Genomic DNA, 22,537 nt, shown 5'->3' on the forward strand with positions numbered 1-22,537 from the left:
ATATATCCGCCCGTTCACGAAATTGCCAGCCTTATGCGCTGCTAACTCCAAAAGCTGCTTTCCGCATGAACTCATGCGAAGACAGATGATTATCCCTGCGCGCTTTGATTGACATTTTTCCAGCAAGCGCCAATATACGCATGCCGCCCGGAGGGCGGCTTTTTATTTCATCCGGGAGGATCATGCATCGCGCATGGGAATGCCCGATCCGTTCCGTGATTTGTCGAAATCGGGACCGGAATATCAGGACAATGGGAACGCTGCCTCACCGGCTGAGCCGGAGGCACTGCATTTAAAAGGCTTATGGAGGCCTGACTGCAATGACCGACGTTACGACTGCGCAACCGCTCTACGACACCTACAATCGTGCAGCTCTGCGCTTCGAGCGAGGTGAGGGCATCTGGTTGATTACCGAGGACGGCGAACGTTATCTCGATTTCGCCGCTGGCATTGCTGTCAATTCGCTGGGCCATTCCCATCCGCATCTGGTGCAGACGCTCAAGGATCAGGCCGAAAAGCTCTGGCACCTGTCCAATCTCTACACGGTTCCCGGTCAGGAGAAGCTTGGCCGCCGTCTGGTGGAAAGCACTTTTGCCGATAAGGTCTTTTTCACCAATTCCGGTGCCGAGGCGCTTGAATGCGCGATCAAGACCGCGCGGCGCTATCATTATGTCAATGGCAATCCCGAGCGCTTCCGCATCATCACCTTTGAAGGCGCGTTCCACGGACGTACGCTCGCAACCATCGCCGCTGGCGGCCAGGCCAAGTATCTCGAAGGCTTCGGTCCCAAGGTCGAAGGCTTCGATCAGGTGCCGTTTGGCGATGAGGCAGCCCTTCGCGCGGCCATCACGCCGGAAACGGCGGCAATCCTGCTTGAGCCGGTGCAGGGCGAGGGCGGTCTGCGCGTTGTTCCCGACGAGTTCATGCGGCTTTTGCGCACAATATGCGATGAAAAGGGCCTGCTGCTGATGCTTGATGAGGTGCAGTCGGGCGTTGGCCGCACCGGCAGGCTGTTTGCCCATGAATGGTCCGGTATTGCGCCCGACATCATGGCTGTCGCCAAGGGCATTGGCGGCGGGTTCCCGATGGGCGCCTGCCTGGCCACGGCAGAGGCTGCCAAGGGCATGACCGCTGGCACCCATGGCACCACCTATGGCGGCAATCCGCTGGCCATGGCGGTTGGCAATGGCGTGCTTGATATCGTGCTCGCAGGTGACTTTCTGGAAAATGTGCAGGCGACGGCGCTTGTGATGAAGCAGGGCCTTGCCTCCATCATCGACCGTTACCCGGATATCGTTTCGGAAATCCGCGGTCGCGGCTTGTTGTTGGGTATCAAATGCGTGGTTCCCAATGGCAATCTCATTCAGGCGCTGCGCGACGAGCATGTATTGAGCGTGGGCGCTGGCGACAATGTCGTACGTCTTCTGCCGCCGCTGATCACGACGTCCGAAGAGGCGCGCGAAGCATTGAAGCGCATTGAAATGGCTGTAGAGCGGCTTTCCGTTGCAAACCCGACCAGCAAGACGGCGTGATATCATGGCTACTGATAACGGCATCAAGCATTTTATCGATCTTGCCGCAGTTCCGGCTGCGCAACTGCGTGACATTCTCGAAGACGCCAAGGCGCGCAAAGCGCGCCTGAAGGCGGGCGAGATCGAAAAGCCTTTCGCCGGCAAGGTGCTGGCGATGATTTTCGAAAAGCCGTCCACCCGCACGCGCGTCTCGTTCGATGTCGGCATGCGCCAGCTCGGCGGCGAGACGATCATGCTCACCGGCTCGGAAATGCAGCTTGGACGCAGCGAAACCATTGCCGATACGGCCAAGGTTCTCTCGCGCTATGTCGATGCAATCATGATCCGCACCACCTCGCATGAGCGTATGCTGGAACTGGCGCAATATGCCACCGTTCCGATCATCAATGCACTGACTGATGATACGCACCCTTGTCAGATCATGGCTGACGTTCTTACATATGAGGAACATCGCGGCCCCGTCAAAGGCAAAACCTTCGCCTGGATGGGGGATGGAAACAATGTGCTGCACTCACTTCTTGAGGCTTCGGCGCGATTTGGCTTCAACGTCAATATCGCAACGCCCGAAGGCAGCGAACCGAGACAGGATTATATCGACTGGGCCAAAGCCAATGGCGCGCGCATCCTGTCGACGGTCGATCCGCAGGAGGCTGCAAGCGGGGCCGATTGTATTGTTACCGATACATGGGTGTCGATGGGGCAGGAAGATCGAGCTCGTGGCCATAATGTGTTCATGCCCTATCAGGTCAATGCGCAATTGATGGCCAAAGCCGACCGGCAAGCATTGTTCATGCATTGCCTGCCTGCCCACCGCGGCGAGGAAGTGACCGATGAAGTGATCGACGGACCGCAATCCGTTGTTTTTGATGAAGCCGAAAACAGGCTCCACGCCCAGAAAGCCATTCTGGCATGGTGCCTGCAAGGAGCATGAATTGTCCGATAAGACCAGCAATGAACGCCATGAAGTTGAAGCAGACGTTCAGATCGGCCTGAGCGATTTCAACTTTGCCGGCGACGATGCCGTCGTACCCTTTCAGGTGGAAGGGCTCGATGTACGCGGTCGCGCGGTCCAGTTGGGCGCGAGCATCGATGCCATTCTTCAACGTCATGACTACCCGGAAGCGGTCGCCCGTCTTCTGGCGGAAGCGACCGTGCTGACGGTTCTGCTTGGCACGTCGCTGAAATTTGAAGGCAAGTTCATCTTTCAGACCAAGTCTGATGGGCCGGTGGATATGCTGGTCGTGGATTTCCGCACGCCGCGTTCCGTGCGCGCTTATGCGCGCTTTGACGCGGAACGCGTGGCAGAAGCAGTCAATGCCGGGCGGACGCGGCCTGAAGAACTGCTTGGTCGCGGCACGCTCGCCTTTACCGTCGATCAGGGCGCCTATATGCAGCGTTATCAGGGCATCGTCGCGCTTGACGGATCCACGCTGGAGGAGATCGCACGCACTTATTTCCGCCAGTCGGAGCAAATCCCGACGGATCTGAAATTGAGCGTTGCCAAGCTTGTAGAGCGCGGCGCGGATGGCAAGCCGATTGAGCAATGGCGCGCTGGTGGCCTGATCATCCAGTTCCTGCCCGAATCCGAAATGCGCTCGCGCCTGCCCGATCTTCCGGGCGGCGACGGCGACGAAAACGAACCGGTGCTCGACCCGGATGACGATGGCTGGGATGAGGCGCGTTCGCTGGTGGGTACGATCGAAAGCTCAGAACTGACCGACCCGCAGGTCGGGGCGGAACGCCTGCTCTATCGCCTTTTTCATGAGCGCGGTGTGCGTGTTTATGAATCGGTGCCGATTCTGGCGGAATGTTCCTGCTCGCGCGACAAAATCAAGAGCGTGCTCTCGGGCTTTAGCGCTGAGGAAATCCGGGACAGCATTGAGGATGGCAAGATTGCCGTCACCTGCGAATTCTGCTCGAAACATTACGAGTTTGACCCGGCACAATTTGCCAGGGACTAATCGGACGATTAATTCAGCGTCCGCCGTGTTTCTGGAATATCCAGCGAAAAAGCTGGAATGTCGATCTCGAAAGCACCGCCGCTGGCACCTTGCATCTGATAGCGCCCGACCATGACGCCAGACGTTGTGGTCAGTGGGCAGCCGGATGAATATTGAAATGAATCGCCGGGATCGAGCGTCGGCTGTTCGCCGACGACGCCCGGCCCTTCGACTTCCTCGACATGCCCGTTGGCGTCGGTAATCTGCCAATAGCGGGAACGCAATTGCACGGTTTCGGCGGAATTATTGGCGATGGTAATACGATAGCCCCAGACATAGCGATTCTCTTCCGGCTCGGACTGGTCTTCCAGATAGAAAGGTTCAGCCGTTACCTCGATCCCCCGCGTTACCGCTCTATACATATGCACCCGCCTTTAAATCGCGTTTTATGACAATCCACCTATCGCCAAACTTGGTGTCGGGGTCAATCTGTCAGATATCTGCGATCTTACAGTACCCCCGAAAAGGGGCGGTTGCCGGAGCGCCCCGGCAATCGCGAGGTTTTATCAGCGTGTAGCCTTCAGTGCTTCCTCAAAATCCTCAACCAGGTCATCCGTATCTTCCAGACCGACCGAGATGCGCAGCAGCCCATCGGAAATGCCCAGTTCGGCGCGTGCTTCATCGGTGAGGCTCTTATGCGTCGTCGTGGCCGGATGGGTAATCAGGCTCTTGGTGTCGCCCAGATTATTGGTGATGCTGAAGACTTCAAGTCCGTTCTGGAACTTGAACGCCGCTTCCTTGCCGCCTTCCAGTTCCAACGCGATCAGGGTCGATCCGCCGCTCATCTGCTTTGCAATGATGTCTGCCTGCGGATGGTCGGCGCGTCCGGGAAAGATCACGCGCTTCACGCCCGGCTTGCCTGCGAGGAAATCGGCCAGTGCTGCCGCCGATTGCGTCTGCTGGCGCACGCGCACCGAAAGCGTCTCCAGACCCTTGAGCATGATCCACGCATTGAAAGGGCTCAGTCCCGGCCCGGTATGGCGGAAATATTCCTGCAAGGTGCCTTCGATCCATTCGCGGTCAGAAAGCACCACGCCGCCAAGACAGCGGCCCTGTCCGTCAATATGCTTGGTTGCCGAATAGACGACGATATGCGCGCCAAGCTCCAGCGGTTTCTGGAACAGCGGCGTCGCGAACACATTGTCGACGATCAGCTTCGCTCCTGCTTCATTTGCGATCTGCGCAACAGCGGCGATGTCGATGATTTCCAGCGTCGGGTTCGACGGGCTTTCAAGGAACATGACCTTGGTGTTTGGACGGACGGCGGCTTTCCAGTTCTCGGTGTTGGAACCGTCGATGATCGAGATTTCAACACCATATTTAGGCAGGATAGTCTCGACGATATAGCGGCAGGAGCCGAAGACGGCGCGCGCGGAAATCACATGATCGCCCGCCTGCACCTGGCACAATATGGCGGCGGCGACCGCAGCCATGCCCGACGCCGTGGCACGGGCTTCTTCCGCTCCTTCAAGCACGCACATGCGCTTTTCGAACATGTCGGTGGTCGGATTGGCATAGCGCGAATAGATGAACCCCGGATCTTCGCCATTAAAGCGCGCTTCGGCGGCTTCTGCTGATGGATAAAGAAAGCCCTGTGTCAGAAACAGGGCTTCGGACATTTCGGCGAAACCCGAGCGCAGCGATCCGGCATGGACGAGTTCGGTTGCGGGGCGGAATTTGCGGGTAGTCTTGTTCGTCATTTTTCCAACCTGTCGAAAAGCTGGTCGGCCGGGGCTGGAAGCCAAGCCTCGGCGGCCAATAAAAAACCGGCCTTGCGAAAACGCAAAAGGCCGGTCACAAACCGCGGCCCTTTTTAGCGAATTCTTTAACGTGGCTGCAAGCCGGCCGGCCAAATCACCACGGAATTTCTTTTCTTTATGCTTCTTGCGTCGAGGCGTCAATGTTTGAAACTGCGACAAACTTGAAAGGAGAGTCCGCTTTCTTGCGGAAAACCTAACAAAGAGGCGCGCAAGCGGCGCGATTGGTGCTAAGAGCAGTCAGTTGTTGAAAAGACCGTGATACGGCAGATGACGGGGTGCAGGCTTGATGGCGCAAAATGAAGCGGGAATTCTGGCGGACGCGGATATTGCCGCACTGTTTGAAGGCGGTTTACTGGCGTCGGCGCGCCCGCTCGATGCTGACCAGATACAGCCCGCCAGCCTCGATCTGCGCCTCGGCGCGAAGGCCTATCGCGTCCGCGCTTCCTTCATGCCTGGCCCCGGAACGCCGGTCATCGATAAGCTCGAGCGCCTCAAACTGCACGAAATTGACCTGGCTGCGGGCGCGGTTCTCGAAACCGGCTGCGTCTATATTGTGCCGCTGCTTGAAAGCCTCGCACTTGCGCCGGAGCTTTCCGCCGCCGCCAATCCGAAAAGCTCGACGGGGCGTCTTGATATTTTCACCCGCGTGATCGTCGATGGCGCGCAGGAATTCGACAAGGTTCCGGCCGGCTATCGAGGTCCGCTCTATCTCGAAGTGAGCCCGCGCACTTTCCCCATCGTCGCGCGCACCGGCTCGCGCTTGTCGCAAATACGTTTCCGCAAGGGCCGCGCGCAGCTTGACGAGGCTCAGCTTGCAGACCTTCATCAGGCCGAAACGCTGGTCGCCTCGGAGCAGCCGAATATTTCCGGCGGCGGCATCGCGCTTTCAGTTGATCTTTCGGGCGCTCTTTCCGGCGGCGAAGACAGGCTGGTCGGCTATCGCGGTAAGCACCATACAAGCGTCATCGATGTCGATAAGCGCGCCGCCCATGATGTGCTCGATTTCTGGGAGCCGATCTATGATCGCGGGGCGCGCGAACTCGTGCTCGACCCGGATGAATTCTATATTCTCGTCTCGCGCGAAGCGGTGCATGTTCCCCCGCTTTATGCGGCTGAAATGACGCCTTTCGACCCGCTGGTGGGCGAGTTCCGTGTGCATTATGCGGGCTTTTTCGACCCGGGCTTCGGCCACAGTGCGGCAGGCGGCACGGGAAGCCGTGCGGTGCTGGAAGTACGCAGCCATGAAGTCCCTTTCATTCTCGAACATGGCCAGATCGTTGGCCGCCTTGTCTATGAGCATATGCTTAATCGACCGAAAGCGCTTTACGGCATTGATTTAGGTTCCAACTATCAGGCGCAGCGATTGAAGCTCTCCAAGCATTTCAGGTGATTGCGTTCCTCCCGCCCTCGACCCTATAAAGGGATGGTGGAGGAGGCCGCTAGAGTGACGAATGCAATCCAGCTACGATCAGGAACAAGAGCGGAAGGCGCCAGCGATGCGCCGCACCGCCTGTCGGTCGGTATTGTGGCGCTTCCGGGTTTCACGCTGACGGCGCTCAGCCTGTTTCTCGATCCTTTCCGTCTGGCGGCGGACGATCGCGACAAGAGCCGGCAGATACGCTGCGGCTGGAAAATCTGCACCCTTTCGGGCGATCCGGTCACGTCGAGTTCCGGCATGGTGATCGAACCGACCGCACCTATTGGCGAGCTTGATGAATGCGACTATGTGGCCATTGTTGGCGGCATACTTGGCCAGTACCGTCCGCGTCAGCAAACGCTGATTGATCTCATCAGGCGTGCCGACCGGCGCGACCAGTCGGTAGTCGGCCTTTGCACTGCGGCTTTTCTTCTGGCGGAAGGCGGCTTGCTGGATGACCGCAACTGTTGCGTAAGCTGGTTTCATCGCGACGATTTTGTCGAAATGTTTGACGGATATACCGCTGATACGACCAGTCTTTTTCACCGCAGCGGGCGGCATTATACTTGCGCGGGCGGCTTGGGCGCGGCCTCGCTTGCTCTTTCGATCATCCAGAATGAAATTTCCGAGGAACTGGCGCGCAAGAGCGCTTCGATCCTGATGTTTCCCTATGAGCTGGTGCGCTCGGAACAGCCGGCTCTAAGCTTCAACGGCATCCGCTCGCCCATGATCCGCAAGGCGATCCGCATTTTTGAGGAAACGCTGGAAGATCCGGTGCCGATGATCGATGTGGCCCGCAGGCTGGGCATTTCCGTGCGGCAGATGGAACGCGGCTTCAGGATGACGCTCGGACGCACCGCTTTCGAGGTGCGCGAGGAATTGCGGGTGAAAAAGGCGCGCGAACTGTTGTCGGAAACCGCCCTTTCCCTGCTGGAAGTCGCAGTTGCGAGCGGCTTTACTGATACGCGCAGCATGAACCGTTCCTTTGTGCGCCAGAGACAGAAAGCGCCGCGCGAATATCGCAGGCATGGCTGATTTTGAATAAAGCGTGTTGCGAAGCCTGCGATGACGCCTTATTTCTGCACCATGGTTCTGCCGGTCCGGCAGGCAGGAGAAGCAGGAGATTTGCATGGCTGATGGTGTGAACCGTTTTCTGGGCGATACGCCGGGGCGCGTTATACTCAAACTGGTGCTGATCTCGCTCGTCGTGGGCGTGATGATGAGCGCTTTCCACTGGACGCCCTACGATATTTTGTGGGCTATCCGCGATTTCTTCCTGCGCCTGTGGAATATGGGCTTTTCGGCCATCGCCCGCTTTGCCGATTATCTCATTCTCGGTGCGGCGGTCGTCATTCCTGCCTTTATTTTGCTCCGTATCCTCAGTTACCGGAAATAACCCTTTCCGTAATCTCGAAGATATATTCAGGCAATGCAGCAAGACGACAAATTCATTCCTTCCCGGCGCAGCTTTCTGACCTTCGCCGGGGCCGCGCTCGCAATTTCGGCTTTGCCGCCAGCATTTGCGCAGGCCGCGGTCGAGGTCGATCCCACCGAACTGTTCAACCAGATCCGCAAGGCCCATGGTCTGCCTTTGATGGCGACCAACAGCAGACTTGAGCAGGCAGCACTTTATCAGGCCCGGCGCATGGCGGGGCATGGCAAGGTCAGCCATTCTGTGGGCTGGGGCAATGGTTTTGTGGCGCGTCTCAAGAAGGCGGGCATTCGCGGTCCGGCTGCGGAAAATGTCGCGTCCGGCCAGACCGATACCAGAGCGGTTTTCGATGCGTGGATGAACTCTCCCGGCCATCGCAAGAATATGCTTGACCCGATCTTCGCCCATTACGGCCTCGCCTGGGCCACGCCGGAAAGCAATCCGCGCTATATTTATTGGGCCATGATGCTGGGCCTGTAACTGGACCCGTAACCGGGTGTGTAGAGCCTGCTGACAGAATGATGTCAGGAGCTGCGGTAATAACGCGGTCGAATTTTCTGTTGTTTTGACTGGTTCCAGAGTAGAAGCTTCGCGCAGGCAATCTTTGAACAATGAGGCGGCAGAATGGATCAGGCGCTTTACGGCACTGGAGCGGTTTCGAGACCGTTTGAAGTGACCCATCGCATGGTGATGATGATCGCCGTGCCGATGACGCTTGCCGCCGTCACCACGCCGCTGCTCGGCCTTGTCGATATGGGCGTGGTCGGCCAGATGGGGCAGGCCGAACTGATCGGCGGCCTTGCGATTGGCGCGCTGGTATTCGATTTCCTGCTCACCATGTTCAGCTTCCTGCGTTCCGGCACGACCGGCCTTGTGGCGCAGGCTGTGGGCGCAGAGGATGCCGCCGAAGAACAGGCGATATTCTGGCGCGCCATCATCATTGCGGTTCTGGCTGGCTGCACGATGATCTTGTGCCTGCCGCTCATTCTGGCCATCGCCTCGGATTTCATCCACCCCACGCCCGCAACGCAGGATGCAATGGTGACTTATGTTTCCATCCGTATGCTGTCGGCACCGGTGGCGCTCATCAATTATTCGGTTCTTGGTCTGTTGCTCGGGCGAGGGCAGGGCGTTCTCGGACTGAGCCTTCAGGTGCTTCTCAACGGCATCAATATCGTGCTGTGCATCTTGCTGGGGCTTGAGCTTGGCTGGGGCGTGGCAGGCGTGGCATGGGCCACGGTCACGGGCGAGACGGTCGCGGCCATCGTGGGGCTTTCGCTTGTCGTCAGGCATTTTTACAAGGTCGCAGGCCACCCCGACCGCAGGCGCATTTTCCACAAAGCGGGCATCCTGCGCATGATCGCAATCAATCGCGACATCATGATCCGCTCGATCCTGCTTCTGACGGCCTTCGCCTTCTTCACCCGTGCCGGGTCTGATCTGGGCCCGGTGGCGCTGGCGGCAAATGCGGTTTTGTTGAACTTCTTCCTCGTCTGCGGCTTTTTCCTCGATGGCATGGCAGCAGCAGTCGAACAGATTGTGGGCCGTTCCATCGGTGCGCGCTACAGCCCCGCCTTCGTGCGCGGGGCCAAACTTACCTTCGTCTGGGGGTTGGGGATGGCCGGCATCGTTGCCCTGCTTTTGCTGGTATTCGGCGATGCGATCATCGGCCTGCTTTCCAAGGCGCAGGATGTGCGCATCGAGGCCGTCAAATATCTGCCATGGGCAGCGCTTACGGGGATAACCGGCTTGCTGGCCTTCCATATGGATGGGGTCTATATCGGGGCCACCTGGTCGCGCGACATGCGCAACATGATGTTCCTGTCGCTCGCCTTCTTTCTGGCCGTGCTTTATGCGTTGAAGCCCGCAATGGGCAATCACGGGCTTTGGCTGGCGCTCAACCTGTTTCTGTCGATCCGGGGCTTCACGCTTCTGGCAATATTGCCGCGCCGCTATCGTGCGCAATTTCCGTCATAATATCAAAGCGTCGATCTGACGGGATCAGATCGGCGCTTCACACTTTTCGGGCCGCGCTTATCAATCCGGCAGGCGACGCGCGGCCCAGTCCTTGGTCTCGCGGTCGCGCAGCGCGGCGATGGTGTCGACGCCCTCGCGCTTGACGGCATCCGACAATCCGCGCAGGATTTGTGCGGCCAGACCCGGCCCGCGATAGATCATGCCGGTATAAAGCTGCACCAGATCGGCTCCTGCCTTGATCTTGGTCAGTGCCGTATCGGCGCTGTCGATGCCGCCTACGCCGATCAGCGGCATGGCGGGTCCGACGCGTTCGCGCATGCGGGCGAGAATAACGGTCGAGCGCTCGAAAAGCGGCGCGCCGGAAAGCCCACCGGTCTCTTGGCGGTTTTCGGTGCTCTTCAGGGCCGTGCGCGCAAGCGTTGTATTGGAAACGATGATGCCATCGAGCTTCTGCGCCAAAGCTTCCGTCGCAATATCATCAAGTTCCTCATCGGCAAGATCGGGCGCGATCTTGAGAAAGACCGGGCGCTTCAACGTGCATTTGCTTCCCTCTTCGTTACGTGCTTCCAGCACGCGAGCGAGAAGCTCGTGCAGGGCCTCGCGCGACTGAAGATTGCGCAATCCCGGCGTATTGGGTGAGGAAATATTAACGGTGAAATAACGCGCGAGCTGATAGAAGCGGCGGATACCGGTCACATAATCGGCAACACGATCTTCCGCATCCTTGTTGGCACCGATATTGACGCCGACAATGCCGCTTTTGCCTACGCGCTGCGACAGCCGCTTGAATACGGCCTCATGGCCCTCATTGTTGAAGCCAAGGCGATTGATGACAGCGAGGTCATCGACCAGACGAAAAACGCGCGGACGCGGATTGCCGCTTTGCGGGCGCGGCGTGACGGTGCCGACTTCCGTAAAACCGAAGCCTAGCCTCAAAAGCGCATCCGGCACTTCGGCATTCTTGTCATACCCCGCCGCCATGCCGAGTGGATTGGGAAATTGTAGTCCCGCTACCTTTACCGAAAGAGCAGGGTCGTTTTTCTTGCTGCATGCGACGATACCGGTTTTCAGTCCGGCGATGGACAGGCCGTGGGCCTGCTCGGCATCGAGCGAGAACAGGGCTCGCCGCCCGAAAAGCTCAAAAAGTCCGCTCATTTGTCCTCAAGCTCCGGAAAAACATGGAGACCGTTTCCATCGAGCGGCAAAGGCTCGACCTTGACAACTGCTGTCATTGGCAGGGTTGCATAAAGATGCGGAAAAAGCGCCCCGCCGCGCGAGACCTCGTATTTCAGCTTGTCGCCGAGCGCATTCGCGTCGACGCTGACAAGCAGCAAATCCGTCTGGCGTGCAAAATGCCTCGCGGCTGTTTCGCGTACCTGTTCCATAGTGGAAAGATGGATATAGCCATCGGCAATATCAACTGGTGCACCGTCGAACGTGCCTGCCCTTTCCGCTTGCGCCCAGAGATCGCGGGGGACGATCTTGTAAATGGTCGTTTTGCTCATGGCTGCTCTCTAGACCGAATTTATTCAGAAATCAAAGCATGGAGTGTTCGTTTTTCTGCATAGCTGCCATATGATGAGGGATAGCAAATGAGGAGATTGAACCATGTCTGGTAAAATAGCGCCGCTTATTGGCGCTCTGGCGGTGATTTCCCTGCTCGGCACGGGCTTTGGAGCAAGCAGCGTCGATGCGCAGGAAGCGGGCCGTTATCGCCTCGAAAAGACCGAAACCGGCTATGTCCGGCTCGATACCCGTACGGGTGCGCTTTCGGTGTGCAACGAGCAGCAGGCGCAGCTTGTCTGCAAGATGGCGACCGAAGACCGGGAGGCTTATGAAAATGACATTTCCGGCTTGCAGGTTCGCGTGAAAAAGCTTGAGGACAAGGTTGCAGCCCTTGAAAAAAGTGGTTCGCCTGCCGCCTCGACCCTGCCCACGGAGGACGAATTCGAGAAATCCATGAGCTATATGGAGCGCTTCATGCGCCGCTTCATGGATATTGCCCGCAGCTTCGACCGGGAAACGGAAAAGCCGGAACCGGATACCGCTCCGGGCCGCACCTGATGCGGTATTCCCTATAGGCAGATGAGGAGGGGGGCGGTCGGCGATGCAGGGCTGGGGAATCATTGGCGCCGCCTTTTTATATTTGTTGCTGCTTTTCGCCGTGGCGAGTATCGGCGATCGGCGCGCCGCGCGCTGGAACAGTTCGCCGCGCCCCTATATCTATGCGCTCAGCCTTGCCGTTTATTGCACGTCGTGGACCTTCTTCGGCTCGGTTGGCCTTTCGGCACAGCGTGGGCTTGAGTTTCTCGGTATTTATATCGGTCCAATCCTCGTATTCACGCTTGGCAACCGTCTGCTGCGCCATATCGTGCGGCTCGCGAAAGCCGAGCATATCACCTCAGTTGCCGATTTTCTTGCCGTCCGTTATGGCAAGAGCTTCGGAGTAGCTTCGCTGGCGACATGTATCGCGGTTGTCGGTTCGATTCCCTATATCTCGCTGCAACTCAAGGCCGTATCGGGCAGTGTCGGCCTCGTCATGGATTATTATGGCGCGTCCCTCGATCCCTCAATCTTCCTTTTTGGAGATATTTCCCTGCCCGTAGCCGGTGTGCTTGCCGTCTTCGCGATCCTGTTTGGCACGCGCCACACCGATGCCACCGAACACCAGAACGGCCTCATTCTGGCAGTCGGGTTGGAATCGGTCATCAAGCTTTGCGCTTTTCTTGCGGTCGGTTTCGCCTGCACCTTTTTCCTGTTCGGCACACCAGTGCAGCTTGTCGAACAAATTATGCAATCGCCTGAAGCGCTGGAAGCCTTCCACTACGAAACCTCGATCGGCACATGGATTGTCCATACGGCGCTCAGCGCTTCGGCTATCCTCATGCTGCCACGCCAGTTTCATGTTACAGTCGTGGAAAGCCGGGGCGAAAAGGAACTGCGCACCGCCTCATGGCTGTTCCCGCTCTATCTGATCCTCATCAATATTTTCGTTTTCCCGATTGCGCTGATTGGCGTGATGACGCTTGGAGACAGCGTGAGCGGCGATCTCTACGTGCTGGCCCTGCCGTTATCGGCCAATGCGCACTGGCTGGCGCTGATCGCGTTCCTCGGCGGGCTGTCTGCTGCGACCGCCATGGTGATTGTTGCCTGCGTGGCGCTGTCGATCATGATTTCCAACCATCTGCTCCTGCCGCTCATCATCCGGCAACTGGCGATACGCCACCCCGCCCAGCAGCGCGATCTCATCGAGATCATCCTCAATACAAGACGCGTGACCATCATCGCCATTCTTGCGGTGGCCTTTGCCTATTACCGCATGACGTCGAACAATATTCATCTCGCGTCCATCGGCCTGGTGTCCTTTGCGGCTATCGCGCAATTCGTCCCGGCTTTTCTCGGCGGCCTGTTCTGGCGCAATGCCAACGGGCGTGGCGCGATGCTGGGCTTGTCCGCCGGGTTTCTCATTTGGGCCTACACGCTGCTTTTACCGACTGTGGCCCCTGACGATGCCGCCATCCTGCGCGAGGGCTTTCTCGGCTTCACGGCGCTGCGACCCGAAGCGCTTTTCGGCACCAGAGCGCTGCCGCTGACCAATGGCGTGATCTGGAGCCTCGCCGCCAACACGCTGTTTTATATACTGGGTTCGCTCTCGCGCGCTTCGACCCCGTTGGAACGCATTCAGGCCAGCATCTTCCTGCCGCGTTATTTCATTGCCGCGCCAGCCTTGAAGCGCTTTCGCACCACGGTCACGGTCGCCGAACTGAAAGCCACCATGGCGCGCTATCTTGGTGCGGAACGTGTCGAACGGGCGTTGTGTCGCTTCGAGGATCGCGAGCAGCGCCGCCTTGAGCCGGGCACTACCGTCGATACGCCGTTGATCCGCTATGCTGAGCAATTGCTGGGAACTGCTGTCGGCTCGTCTTCGGCGCGGCTTGTCCTCACGCTGCTTCTGCAGCGCAACGATGCCTCCGCGCGCGGTGCGCGCCAGCTGCTCGACGATGCTTCGGTCGCGCTGCAACAAAATCGCGATCTGTTGCAGATTGCGCTCGATCAGATGGATCAGGGCATTACCGTGCTTGATAAGGATCTGCGTCTCACCTGCTGGAACAGGCAGTTTGGTACACTGTTCGACCTTCCCGATGAAGTGGTGCAGGTGGGAATTCCGATTTCGGAAATTATCGAGTATCTGGCGCAGCGAGGCGATCTTGGGCAGGCGCAGAACATTGCTATCCGCTCGGTTGCGGCCATACGCCAGCCATGGCGCATGACATTCAGATCAACGGGTAGGATTCTGGAGATCAACTCCAATGCTATGCCCGAAGGCGGGCTGGTTACGACCTATACCGACATTACTGCCGAGGTTCAGGCCAGTATCATGCGCCAGAAGGCGGCCGAAATGCTCGAACAGCGCGTGGCCGACCGCACGGCGGAATTGACCGATGTGAATCGCAAGCTTGCCAAGGCGCAGATCGTCGCTGAAGAGGCCAATCTGGGTAAGACGCGCTTTCTGGCAGCGGCGGGACACGATATTCTGCAACCGCTCAATGCCGCGCGCCTTTACAGCACTGCTCTTGCCGAAAAGCTCGGCCGCTCGCAAACGAGCGAGCTTGCGCGCAATATCGATTCCTCCCTGGAAGCCGTGGAAGCAATTCTCGGCATGGTTCTCGATATATCGCGGCTCGATACGGGCGCTCTGAAACCGGACGTGTCAGTTTTCCGTCTCGACCGGCTGCTAAAACAGATCGCTACCGACTTCACCCCGCTTGCTCGCAAGAAGGGGCTAAAGCTGCGCGTTGTTCCCTCAAGCGTTGTCGTGAAGACCGACCGCAACATGCTGCGACGCCTTATCCAGAATCTGGTGTCCAATTCGATCAAATACAGCCGCGAAGGCGGCGTTCTGCTGGGCGTGCGGCGCAAGGGCGAATTCGTGGAACTGCAAGTGCTCGATACGGGTATCGGCATTGCGTCGCAAAAATTCAAACTGGTCTTCCGTGAATTCACGCGGCTCGATGAAGGCATACGCGAGGCGGAGGGCCTCGGGCTGGGCCTTTCCATTGTGGACCGCATCGCGCGGGTTCTGTCCCTGCCGCTGACATTATCGTCGATTCCCGGAAAGGGTAGTATCTTCACGTTGCGTATTCCGGTTAGCACAGCGCTTGTATCGGCGGAAGAATTCAAAAGCCACCAGACCTCGCGACCGGCTTTGGAACTGACGGGGCTGGATGTCCTGTGCATCGATAACGATGTTATGATTCTGGCAGGCATGGACACGCTGCTGACGAGTTGGGGCTGCAAGGTCGCAACCTTTGGCGGCGGCTCAGGGGTGAAGACATTCTGCGCGAGCCGGGAGGCGCCGCCCGATATCATCATAGCCGACTATCACCTCGTCAATGAAAACGGGCTGGATATGATCGGCTTTGCGCGCGAGAGCTTCGCCACCGAGATCCCCGCCATCCTTCTGACCGCCGATCGCTCGAAGGAAGTGCGCCAGCGTGCGGAAGAGGAGAATGTGACCGTCTTGCGCAAGCCTTTACGCCCGGCTGCACTGCGTACGCTCCTCTCTCAGGTCTATCACCAGCAAGAAGGGTGTGAAGCCCGATCTAACTAAGCCCTAACCGGCATCCGCCGTCAGGGCCTCATTTCCGATCCGTGACAGGAGAATAACGGCTTGCGTGCGGCTATCGACGCCGAGCTTTTGCAAAACCGCCGAGACATGCGCCTTCACGGTCGCTTCCGAAACCCCCAGCTCATAGGCGACTTGCTTGTTGAGCAGGCCGTCGGCGAGCATGGTCAGCACGCGGCCCTGCTGCGGTGTAAGAGTTCTGATCCGTGTGATCAGTGCCTCGATTTCGGGGTCATGCGCATGATCGAGATCGATATCGGACGCGACCCATATCTCGCCCGCAAGCACTGCACGAACTGCTTCGTCGATGATCTCCATGCTGGCCGACTTGGAAATGAAGCCCGATGCGCCCAGCTTGATTGCATGGCGGATCGTTGCGGCATCGTCGGTAGCCGAAATGATAATCGTGGGTAGCGCCGGTTGCAGCGCCTTGAGCGTGACAAGTCCAGACAGTCCGGTGCCGCCGGGCATTGTCAGGTCGAGTAGCAGAAGGTCGATATCATCCCGTTCCCCGACCAGCTTCTTCACGGCGCCGAAATCTCCAGCTTCGATGATTTCGGCAGCTTCCGGCTGGCCGGAAAGAACCTGCCGCAATGCACCCCTGAACAGCGGATGATCGTCAGCTATGATGAAACGCATGTTCCTCCCGCGCCATTTTGAATGGTCCTCCTCTGATATATCAACCTTATCGTTTTATGCCGATTTTCGACTTGGGCAAACAAAAATTGCATAATCATCGGTTTCCATTTTTTTCCTCGCCGCCATCTGGCCGCATTATGTGCTAGATTTATTTTGACAAAATGCAACAACGGCTCCCTCTGCATGGGAAACAAAAAAGGCAGTCCATGACCCGCAATACGCTTTATCCGGAAATTCAGCCCTTCAATGAAGAGATGCTCCAGGTTTCGTCGCTGCATCATATTTATGTTGAGCAATGCGGCAATCCGGATGGCAAGCCGGTCATCATGATTCACGGCGGTCCCGGCGGCGGCATTACCCCCGCTATGCGCCGCCTGCATGATCCAGAGCGCTATCGCATCATCCTGTTCGACCAGCGCGGCTGCGGACGTTCGACGCCGCATGCGGAACTGCGCGAGAACACCACTTGGGACCTGGTCGCCGATATGGAGCATATCCGTGCGCATCTGGGCATCGACAAGTGGCAGGTCTTTGGCGGTTCGTGGGGCTCGACACTTGGTCTGGCATACGCGCAGACTCATCCCGAGCATGTGGCCGAGCTGGTGCTGCGCGGTATTTTCATGATCCGCCGTTTCGAAGTGGACTGGATGTATTCCAACGGTGCGAGCATCGTCTTCCCCGATTATTTCGAGGCTTATCAGGATCATATTCCGGAAGCCGAGCGTGGCGACATGATCGCCGCTTACTACAAGCGCCTGACCGACCCCGACCCGCAGGTGCAGCTTGAAGCGGCCCGCCGCTGGGCGCGCTGGGAAGGCTCGGTGCTGTCGATTGAACCCGACCCGGCACGCGTTGATGCTTTTGGCGAGGATCTTTATGCAGTGGCTTTCGCGCGCATCGAATGCCATTATTTCCAGAATCGGGGCTTTCTTGAAGCCGATGACCAGCTTTTGCGCAATGTCGAGCGTATAAGGCATATTCCAGGCGTGATCGTGCATGGCCGCTACGATATGTGCACGCCGTTCATCAATGCATGGCAATTGAAGAAGATGTGGCCAGAGGCCGATCTTAAAATAGTCGAGGACAGCGGCCATGCCGTCACCGAGCCGGGCATCACTCATGAGTTGATCGAGGCGACGAAGCGTTTTGCTGGTTAAAGTCCCTTCGCTCGCCCTATTCTGATCGAATCTGACGAAATGCACTGTTTATCGGTGCATTTTTCGTCATTTATCTTTTCTTTGGTTATTTTCGCCTACAAACTGTTAAATGGCCAATTGCAATCGGCGTCGATTGCGATTGGCTATCGTCGGAACTTCATTTGGCGAACCTTAAACCAAAGCGGAGACGGCCCGGTTTATCGTTCGCGTTCGAGAGGGATACAGGCTAATGTTGAAAGAATTCAAGGAATTCGCCCTGAAGGGCAATATGGTCGATCTGGCTATTGGTGTCATCATCGGCGGCGCTTTCGGGGCCCTCGTCAATTCCATCGTCAACGATATTATCATGCCGATCATCGGATTGATCACCGGCGGCATCGATTTCTCCAACATGTTCATCCAGCTTGCGGGCGCTCCGCAGTCCACGCTGGACACTGCCCGTGAAGCTGGTGCAACCATTGCCTATGGCAACTTCATTACGCTTCTGATTAATTTCCTCATCATCGCCTGGGTGCTGTTTCTGGTGGTCAAGGCCATGAACAGGATGAAGCGGAAGGAAGAGGCGAAGCCCGCGCCGGAAGCGCCGCGCGAGGAAGTTCTGCTTACCGAGATCCGCGATCTTCTGGCGCAGAAGAAAGCCTGATCCATTTGTTCCGGATCATTTCCTGAACTGCATTGCAGCGGAGCCCTCGTGGCTCCGCTTTTGTTTGATTCATCAGGAAAGATGATCGGATCATCACAAAATGCTACGTGATTTCATCATTGTGCATTGCTAAGCAGTCATTACAGAAACGCATTCGGAGGGGAGCAAAAATGACGCTTATCGCCAATCTTCGCCGTGAGGCGGCTCAGTCGCCGGAAAGTGGCATCGTGGCTGTCTTCAACCATGGTCGCGGAAAGCCTGGCCTCATTCCGCTTTGGGTTGGCGAGGGCGACCTGCCGACGCCGGACTTTATTAGCCAGGCGGCGAGCAAGGGCATTGCCGATGGCGAAACCTTCTATACCTGGCAGGCGGGCATTCCCGAATTGCGCGAGGCGCTAGCCCGTTATCATGCGCGTCACTTTGCAATGCCTTTGCAGCCCGAAAATTTTTATGTCACAGGCTCGGGCATGCATGCCATAGAAATGGCATTGCGCGCGACGACCGGGGCAGGCGAGGAGACGATCTATCTTTCGCCCGCCTGGCCGAATTTTGTCGGTGCGGCCGGGCTCGCGGGCGTTATTCCGGTGCCGGTTCAGCTTGAATTTGGTGCGAATGGCTGGACGCTCGATCCAGAAAAAATAGCCAGCGCCGTTACGCCGCACACGCGTTCATTGTTCATCAATACGCCATCCAATCCGACAGGCTGGACTGCCGACCACGAAATGTTGCGTTTCATTCTCGATCTGGCGCGGGAGAAAGGTTTGTGGATCATCGCCGATGAGATTTACAGCCATTTCCATTATAGCGGTGGCCGTGCACCGTCCTTCATGGATATCATGGAGCCGGACGACCGCATCATTTTCGTCAATTCCTTTTCCAAGAATTGGGCGATGACCGGCTGGCGGATTGGGTGGATGACAGTACATCCGTCGCTCGGACCTGTTGTTGAAAACATGATCCAATATTCCAATTCCGGCGTGGCACAATTCATGCAGCGCGGCGCGGTCGCAGCTCTTGATGAGGGTGACGGTTTCATCGCCATGCAGGTTGAACGCGCGCGTTCGACGCGCGACCGTTTGTGCGCCGCCTTGCAAGGCACAGGAAAAGTGCGCCTGACGCCGCCGCAGGGCGCATTCTATCTGTTTTTCGGTGTTGAAGGCGTAACGGATTCAGTAAGAGCCGCTATCAACATGGTTGACAATGCCAATGTCGGCCTCGCTCCGGGCAGCGCCTTTGGCGCAGGTGGCGAAGGCTTCTTCCGCTTGTGCTTCGGCCGTGATCCGCAGCAGATTGATGAAGCCGCCGCGCGGCTGGTCGAATGGATCGATAGGAACTAAAGCATTTCCAGCAAAAGTGGGGCTGATTTTGCGTTAGGGTAATGCGACAAAGAAAGAGTTCAAATGAAAAGGCCGGTGAAAACCGGCCTTTTCATTGGCTATATTGAGCTTTTTTAACCGCCCGCCTTGGAAACCATTAGCGGAACGATGTGGTCGGAATTAGCAGCTTGAGGCGCATCCGGCTCGGCAAAAGGAATGCCCAGCTCGTTCCAAACTTCGATCAGCGCATCCTTGAGACCATCAATCAAGGCGTCGTCATGCAATGGCGACGGCGTGATGCGCAGGCGTTCGGTGCCTCGCGGCACGGTCGGATAATTGATTGGCTGGATATAGATGCCGTGCACGTTCAGCAGGCGGTCGCTGGCTTTCTTGCACAGTTCCGGATCGCCAACCAGTATAGGCACGATATGGGTTTCCGACGGCATAACCGGGAAACCGGCGGCGGAAAGCACATCCTTGGCGCGCTGCGCCTGACGTTGCTGGCCTTCGCGCTCCACCTGCGAAACCTTCAGGTGACGGATTGCAGCCGTCGCTGAAGCGGCAACCGCTGGAGGCAGCGAGGTGGTGAAGATGAAGCCCGGCGCATAGGAGCGCACAGCGTCGATAATGGCGCGCGAACCCGTAATATAGCCGCCCAGCGCGCCGAATGCCTTGGCCAGGGTGCCTTCGATGATATCGATGCGATCAGCAAGGCCGTCGCGTTCGGTAATGCCGCCGCCGCGCGCACCATACATGCCGACTGCATGGACTTCATCGATATAGGTCATGGCGTTGTATTTGTCGGCCAGATCGACGATCTGTTCGATAGGCGCAATGTCGCCATCCATCGAATAGACGGACTCGAAAACGATCAGCTTGGCGCGGGAGCGGTCGGCAGCTTTGAGCAGTTGCTCCAGATGCTCGACATCATTATGGCGAAAAATTTTCTTCTCCGTGCCCGAACGGCGCACGCCCTCGATCATCGAGGCATGATTGAGTTCGTCGGAAAGAATGAGACAATTGGGCAGCAGGCGTCCGATGGTCGAGATCGATGCTTCATTGGAAACGAAGCCCGAAGTGAAGACCAGTCCTGCTTCCTTGCCATGCAGATCGGCAAGCTCGGCCTCCAGCTCCACCAGCGGATGGCTGTTGCCCGAAATATTGCGGGTGCCGCCGGCGCCCGAACCCGCACTCTGCGCCGTGTCGCACATGGCATTGATGACATCGGGATGGTGGCCCATGCCCAGATAGTCATTCGAGCACCATACGGTAATCTCTTGGGCGACGCCATTATTGCGCCAAGTGGCTTGGGGGAAACGTCCGACGATGCGTTCGAGATCAGCAAAAACGCGGTAACGCTTTTCAGCGTGCAACTGATCGATCGCGTCTTCAAAAAAACGACGATAGTCCATTATGCGCTCCTTGTCTTTTTTTAGTAGCGCTTTTGGTTCTGTGCGTCCATTGCGCAATGGTGGGCAATTTGCCACGCTTTTGCAAGGCTGCATTGTTCCAGATCAATGGGATGGCTGATTTTCAGCGTGTCATCAGCCGGACGACGAATTTTGGCGGCAGATCGCGGCGGCGAACATAGACGCGTGGCATGCCGAACGGGTCGTCGCTCGCCCGTGCTCGCCCGCGCACTGTAGTGGTGGCGGTTTCAAAACCGGCCTCGCGGCACATCTCGCGGTGGACCGGGAGATTGCCGCCATAGGGATAGGCAAAATTTGTGACTTCAGCCCCCAACATGTCTTCCAGAGCCACTTTCGACTGGACGATCTGCTGCCGCGCTTCGACGTCCGGCACCTCTTCGAGATTGACATGATCGAGCGTATGTGCGCCGACCTCATGGCCAAGCGCTGCCCATTCACGCATTTGCGCAATCGACATGCAGGGTGTCAGCGGCACACCTGCCGCCTGATCCCAGACATTGCTGCCGCCAACCTGGTTGGCAACGAAATAATTGGTGGCGGTGAAGCCATACTCGTCAAGGACGGGCAGGGCGTTTTCATAAACATTGAGAAAACCGTCATCGAAGGTGATGACGGCGACCTTGCCGCTTTTCTCGCCCTTGATATAGGGCATGGCATCGCGCAGGGAGAGGCCGCGATACCCCAGCCGCTTGAGCCAGCCCATCTGGCTGCGAAACTTGTCGGGGTGCACCCACAATCCGCGAAACGGAATCTTCTTGTGCGGCAGTGGCGCAATCTGATGATAGAGAAGAACGGGAACGGCCATCGTTTTCACTTCACTCTGGAGGAAAAGCTGCGTATGCGCATTCGATAGAGGGGGCGCAGGATTTCACGCATCAGCTTGTCGGGGAAGGATTTTTTGATCTGGACTGTGGTGCCGCCCAGTTGCGCCGAGATTTCCCGTACGCCTCCCGGAAGGATGCTAAGCGGTTGCAACCCCGTTACCCAGCGCATCTGGATCATGGTGTCGACCGGGCGATCGAACCGGCTTGTAACATCGAGCAGTTTCCTGGCGGCATCATAGCTCACAAGCTGCGCCACCATACCAAGACCAATGGGATTGGGGATGATGATGCGCACATCCTGGTTGCGAAAGACTTCGCGCCCATGTTCGCGGCCCTCGCGAAAGGCAAAACGGATAAAACCGCCCGGTTCGAGATGATCGAGGGCTGCCCGAAAAGCGCTGCCGAAAACGTCGGTCAGTTCGATATCGTCTTCGATCACGAAACCCGCATCGAGCTTCTGGTCGACGATTGCCTGCCATGCCTTGCGATGCGACAGGAAACAGGCGATCTCGTTCCGGCTCAGTTGAAACGGATAATGCGGCCTGTGCAGCTTGCGCTTGTAGACTTGCGCGATTGTCCCATCGGACAGCGTGCGGCTGTCGATGGCCTCAATCAAGGAAGCTTTCACGGGCAATGCGCAGATAAGCTTCTCCACCTGCGGCGCTCGTTCGCTCGCCCGGCCCAGATGGATGATGAAAGCTTTGACGTTCATGGACAACCGGACGCATAGGAGTAAGGATAAGCCGCAGCGTTTTCCTATATCCGATATGTGCCTGTTTTTAGC

21 protein-coding genes and 1 riboswitch are annotated in these 22,537 nt (G+C 57.6%); of the genes, 13 read left to right on the forward strand and 8 right to left on the reverse strand.

Annotated elements, in window-relative coordinates; genetic code table 11:
• Positions 1 to 320 precede the first annotated feature (320 nt).
• The 3 genes from KUG47_RS02815 to KUG47_RS02825 are packed head-to-tail and all read left to right on the forward strand — an operon-like array spanning position 321 to position 3,493.
• On the forward strand, positions 321 to 1,532 hold the full coding sequence (locus KUG47_RS02815; protein WP_217676421.1) for an aspartate aminotransferase family protein: 1,212 nt from the start codon (positions 321 to 323) through the stop codon (positions 1,530 to 1,532).
• A 4-nt stretch (positions 1,533 to 1,536) separates the two neighbouring features.
• Positions 1,537 to 2,463: an ornithine carbamoyltransferase gene (gene argF / locus KUG47_RS02820; RefSeq protein ID WP_217676422.1), complete on the forward strand. Its 927-nt coding sequence runs from the start codon at positions 1,537 to 1,539 to the stop codon at positions 2,461 to 2,463.
• A gap of 1 nt (position 2,464) precedes the next feature.
• On the forward strand, positions 2,465 to 3,493 hold the full coding sequence (locus KUG47_RS02825; protein ID WP_217676423.1) for an Hsp33 family molecular chaperone: 1,029 nt from the start codon (positions 2,465 to 2,467) through the stop codon (positions 3,491 to 3,493).
• A gap of 8 nt (positions 3,494 to 3,501) precedes the next feature.
• Here the strand turns inward: KUG47_RS02825 and apaG are convergent, their stop codons facing one another.
• Both apaG and KUG47_RS02835 read right to left on the reverse strand, forming a co-directional pair.
• Positions 3,502 to 3,894 carry a Co2+/Mg2+ efflux protein ApaG gene (apaG, locus tag KUG47_RS02830; protein WP_217676424.1) on the reverse strand — a complete coding sequence of 131 codons (393 nt, stop codon included), beginning with the start codon at positions 3,892 to 3,894 and terminating at the stop codon, positions 3,502 to 3,504.
• A gap of 144 nt (positions 3,895 to 4,038) precedes the next feature.
• Complete coding sequence (locus tag KUG47_RS02835; RefSeq protein WP_217676425.1) at positions 4,039 to 5,232, reverse strand: O-succinylhomoserine sulfhydrylase; 1,194 nt, start codon at positions 5,230 to 5,232, stop codon at positions 4,039 to 4,041.
• 91 nt (positions 5,233 to 5,323) lie between these two features.
• A riboswitch (SAM riboswitch) is annotated at positions 5,324 to 5,403 on the reverse strand.
• 175 nt (positions 5,404 to 5,578) lie between these two features.
• Between KUG47_RS02835 and KUG47_RS02840 the strand changes: the two genes are divergently transcribed.
• The 5 genes from KUG47_RS02840 to KUG47_RS02860 all read left to right on the forward strand — a co-directional run bounded on the left by KUG47_RS02840 (position 5,579) and on the right by KUG47_RS02860 (position 10,118).
• Positions 5,579 to 6,682, forward strand: coding sequence for a 2'-deoxycytidine 5'-triphosphate deaminase (locus KUG47_RS02840; protein ID WP_217676426.1), 1,104 nt, complete (start codon positions 5,579 to 5,581; stop codon positions 6,680 to 6,682).
• A gap of 54 nt (positions 6,683 to 6,736) precedes the next feature.
• A complete protein-coding gene (locus KUG47_RS02845; RefSeq protein WP_422718046.1) occupies positions 6,737 to 7,744 on the forward strand; it encodes a GlxA family transcriptional regulator in 1,008 nt (335 codons plus the stop codon).
• A gap of 94 nt (positions 7,745 to 7,838) precedes the next feature.
• Positions 7,839 to 8,105 carry a DUF6460 domain-containing protein gene (locus KUG47_RS02850; RefSeq protein ID WP_217676427.1) on the forward strand — a complete coding sequence of 89 codons (267 nt, stop codon included), beginning with the start codon at positions 7,839 to 7,841 and terminating at the stop codon, positions 8,103 to 8,105.
• 33 nt (positions 8,106 to 8,138) lie between these two features.
• Positions 8,139 to 8,621: a CAP domain-containing protein gene (locus KUG47_RS02855; RefSeq protein WP_217676428.1), complete on the forward strand. Its 483-nt coding sequence runs from the start codon at positions 8,139 to 8,141 to the stop codon at positions 8,619 to 8,621.
• 144 nt (positions 8,622 to 8,765) lie between these two features.
• Positions 8,766 to 10,118, forward strand: a complete 1,353-nt coding sequence (locus tag KUG47_RS02860; RefSeq protein ID WP_217676429.1) for an MATE family efflux transporter — start codon at positions 8,766 to 8,768, stop codon at positions 10,116 to 10,118.
• A gap of 60 nt (positions 10,119 to 10,178) precedes the next feature.
• Here KUG47_RS02860 and KUG47_RS02865 read toward each other — a convergent pair whose 3' ends face one another.
• Entirely contained in the window at positions 10,179 to 11,273 is a 1,095-nt protein-coding gene (locus tag KUG47_RS02865) for a quinone-dependent dihydroorotate dehydrogenase (RefSeq protein ID WP_217676430.1), read from the reverse strand.
• Positions 11,270 to 11,623, reverse strand: coding sequence for a DUF952 domain-containing protein (locus KUG47_RS02870; protein ID WP_217676431.1), 354 nt, complete (start codon positions 11,621 to 11,623; stop codon positions 11,270 to 11,272). Before KUG47_RS02870 ends, KUG47_RS02865 begins: the two co-directional genes overlap by 4 nt.
• Positions 11,624 to 11,726: 103 nt before the next feature.
• On the opposite strand from KUG47_RS02870, the gene KUG47_RS02875 reads away from it, so the two are divergent.
• The gene (locus tag KUG47_RS02875) at positions 11,727 to 12,182 is read left to right on the forward strand and encodes a hypothetical protein (RefSeq protein WP_217676432.1); all 456 of its coding nucleotides are present in this window, start codon (positions 11,727 to 11,729) and stop codon (positions 12,180 to 12,182) included.
• 43 nt (positions 12,183 to 12,225) lie between these two features.
• Entirely contained in the window at positions 12,226 to 15,729 is a 3,504-nt protein-coding gene (locus KUG47_RS02880; RefSeq protein ID WP_217676433.1) for a hybrid sensor histidine kinase/response regulator, read from the forward strand.
• A 3-nt stretch (positions 15,730 to 15,732) separates the two neighbouring features.
• Here the strand turns inward: KUG47_RS02880 and KUG47_RS02885 are convergent, their stop codons facing one another.
• Positions 15,733 to 16,383 carry a response regulator transcription factor gene (locus KUG47_RS02885; RefSeq protein ID WP_217676434.1) on the reverse strand — a complete coding sequence of 217 codons (651 nt, stop codon included), beginning with the start codon at positions 16,381 to 16,383 and terminating at the stop codon, positions 15,733 to 15,735.
• Positions 16,384 to 16,589: 206 nt separating this feature from the next.
• Between KUG47_RS02885 and pip the strand changes: the two genes are divergently transcribed.
• The 3 genes from pip (at position 16,590) to KUG47_RS02900 (ending at position 19,520) form a co-directional block, all read left to right on the forward strand.
• Complete coding sequence (gene pip / locus KUG47_RS02890; protein ID WP_217676435.1) at positions 16,590 to 17,540, forward strand: prolyl aminopeptidase; 951 nt, start codon at positions 16,590 to 16,592, stop codon at positions 17,538 to 17,540.
• A gap of 229 nt (positions 17,541 to 17,769) precedes the next feature.
• On the forward strand, positions 17,770 to 18,183 hold the full coding sequence (gene mscL, locus KUG47_RS02895) for a large conductance mechanosensitive channel protein MscL (protein ID WP_217676436.1): 414 nt from the start codon (positions 17,770 to 17,772) through the stop codon (positions 18,181 to 18,183).
• A gap of 170 nt (positions 18,184 to 18,353) precedes the next feature.
• Positions 18,354 to 19,520, forward strand: a complete 1,167-nt coding sequence (locus KUG47_RS02900; protein ID WP_217676437.1) for a pyridoxal phosphate-dependent aminotransferase — start codon at positions 18,354 to 18,356, stop codon at positions 19,518 to 19,520.
• Positions 19,521 to 19,633: 113 nt separating this feature from the next.
• On the opposite strand, the gene hemA is transcribed toward KUG47_RS02900, so the two are convergent.
• The 3 genes from hemA to KUG47_RS02915 form a co-directional block, all read right to left on the reverse strand.
• Complete coding sequence (gene hemA / locus KUG47_RS02905) at positions 19,634 to 20,911, reverse strand: 5-aminolevulinate synthase (RefSeq protein WP_217676438.1); 1,278 nt, start codon at positions 20,909 to 20,911, stop codon at positions 19,634 to 19,636.
• Positions 20,912 to 21,032: 121 nt separating this feature from the next.
• Positions 21,033 to 21,734, reverse strand: coding sequence for a polysaccharide deacetylase family protein (locus KUG47_RS02910; protein WP_217676439.1), 702 nt, complete (start codon positions 21,732 to 21,734; stop codon positions 21,033 to 21,035).
• Positions 21,735 to 21,739: 5 nt separating this feature from the next.
• Positions 21,740 to 22,465 carry a glycosyltransferase family 25 protein gene (locus KUG47_RS02915; protein WP_217676440.1) on the reverse strand — a complete coding sequence of 242 codons (726 nt, stop codon included), beginning with the start codon at positions 22,463 to 22,465 and terminating at the stop codon, positions 21,740 to 21,742.
• Positions 22,466 to 22,537: the final 72 nt, after the last annotated feature.

The organism is Falsochrobactrum tianjinense, assembly GCF_019100495.1.
Lineage (GTDB): Bacteria > Pseudomonadota > Alphaproteobacteria > Rhizobiales > Rhizobiaceae > Brucella > Brucella tianjinense.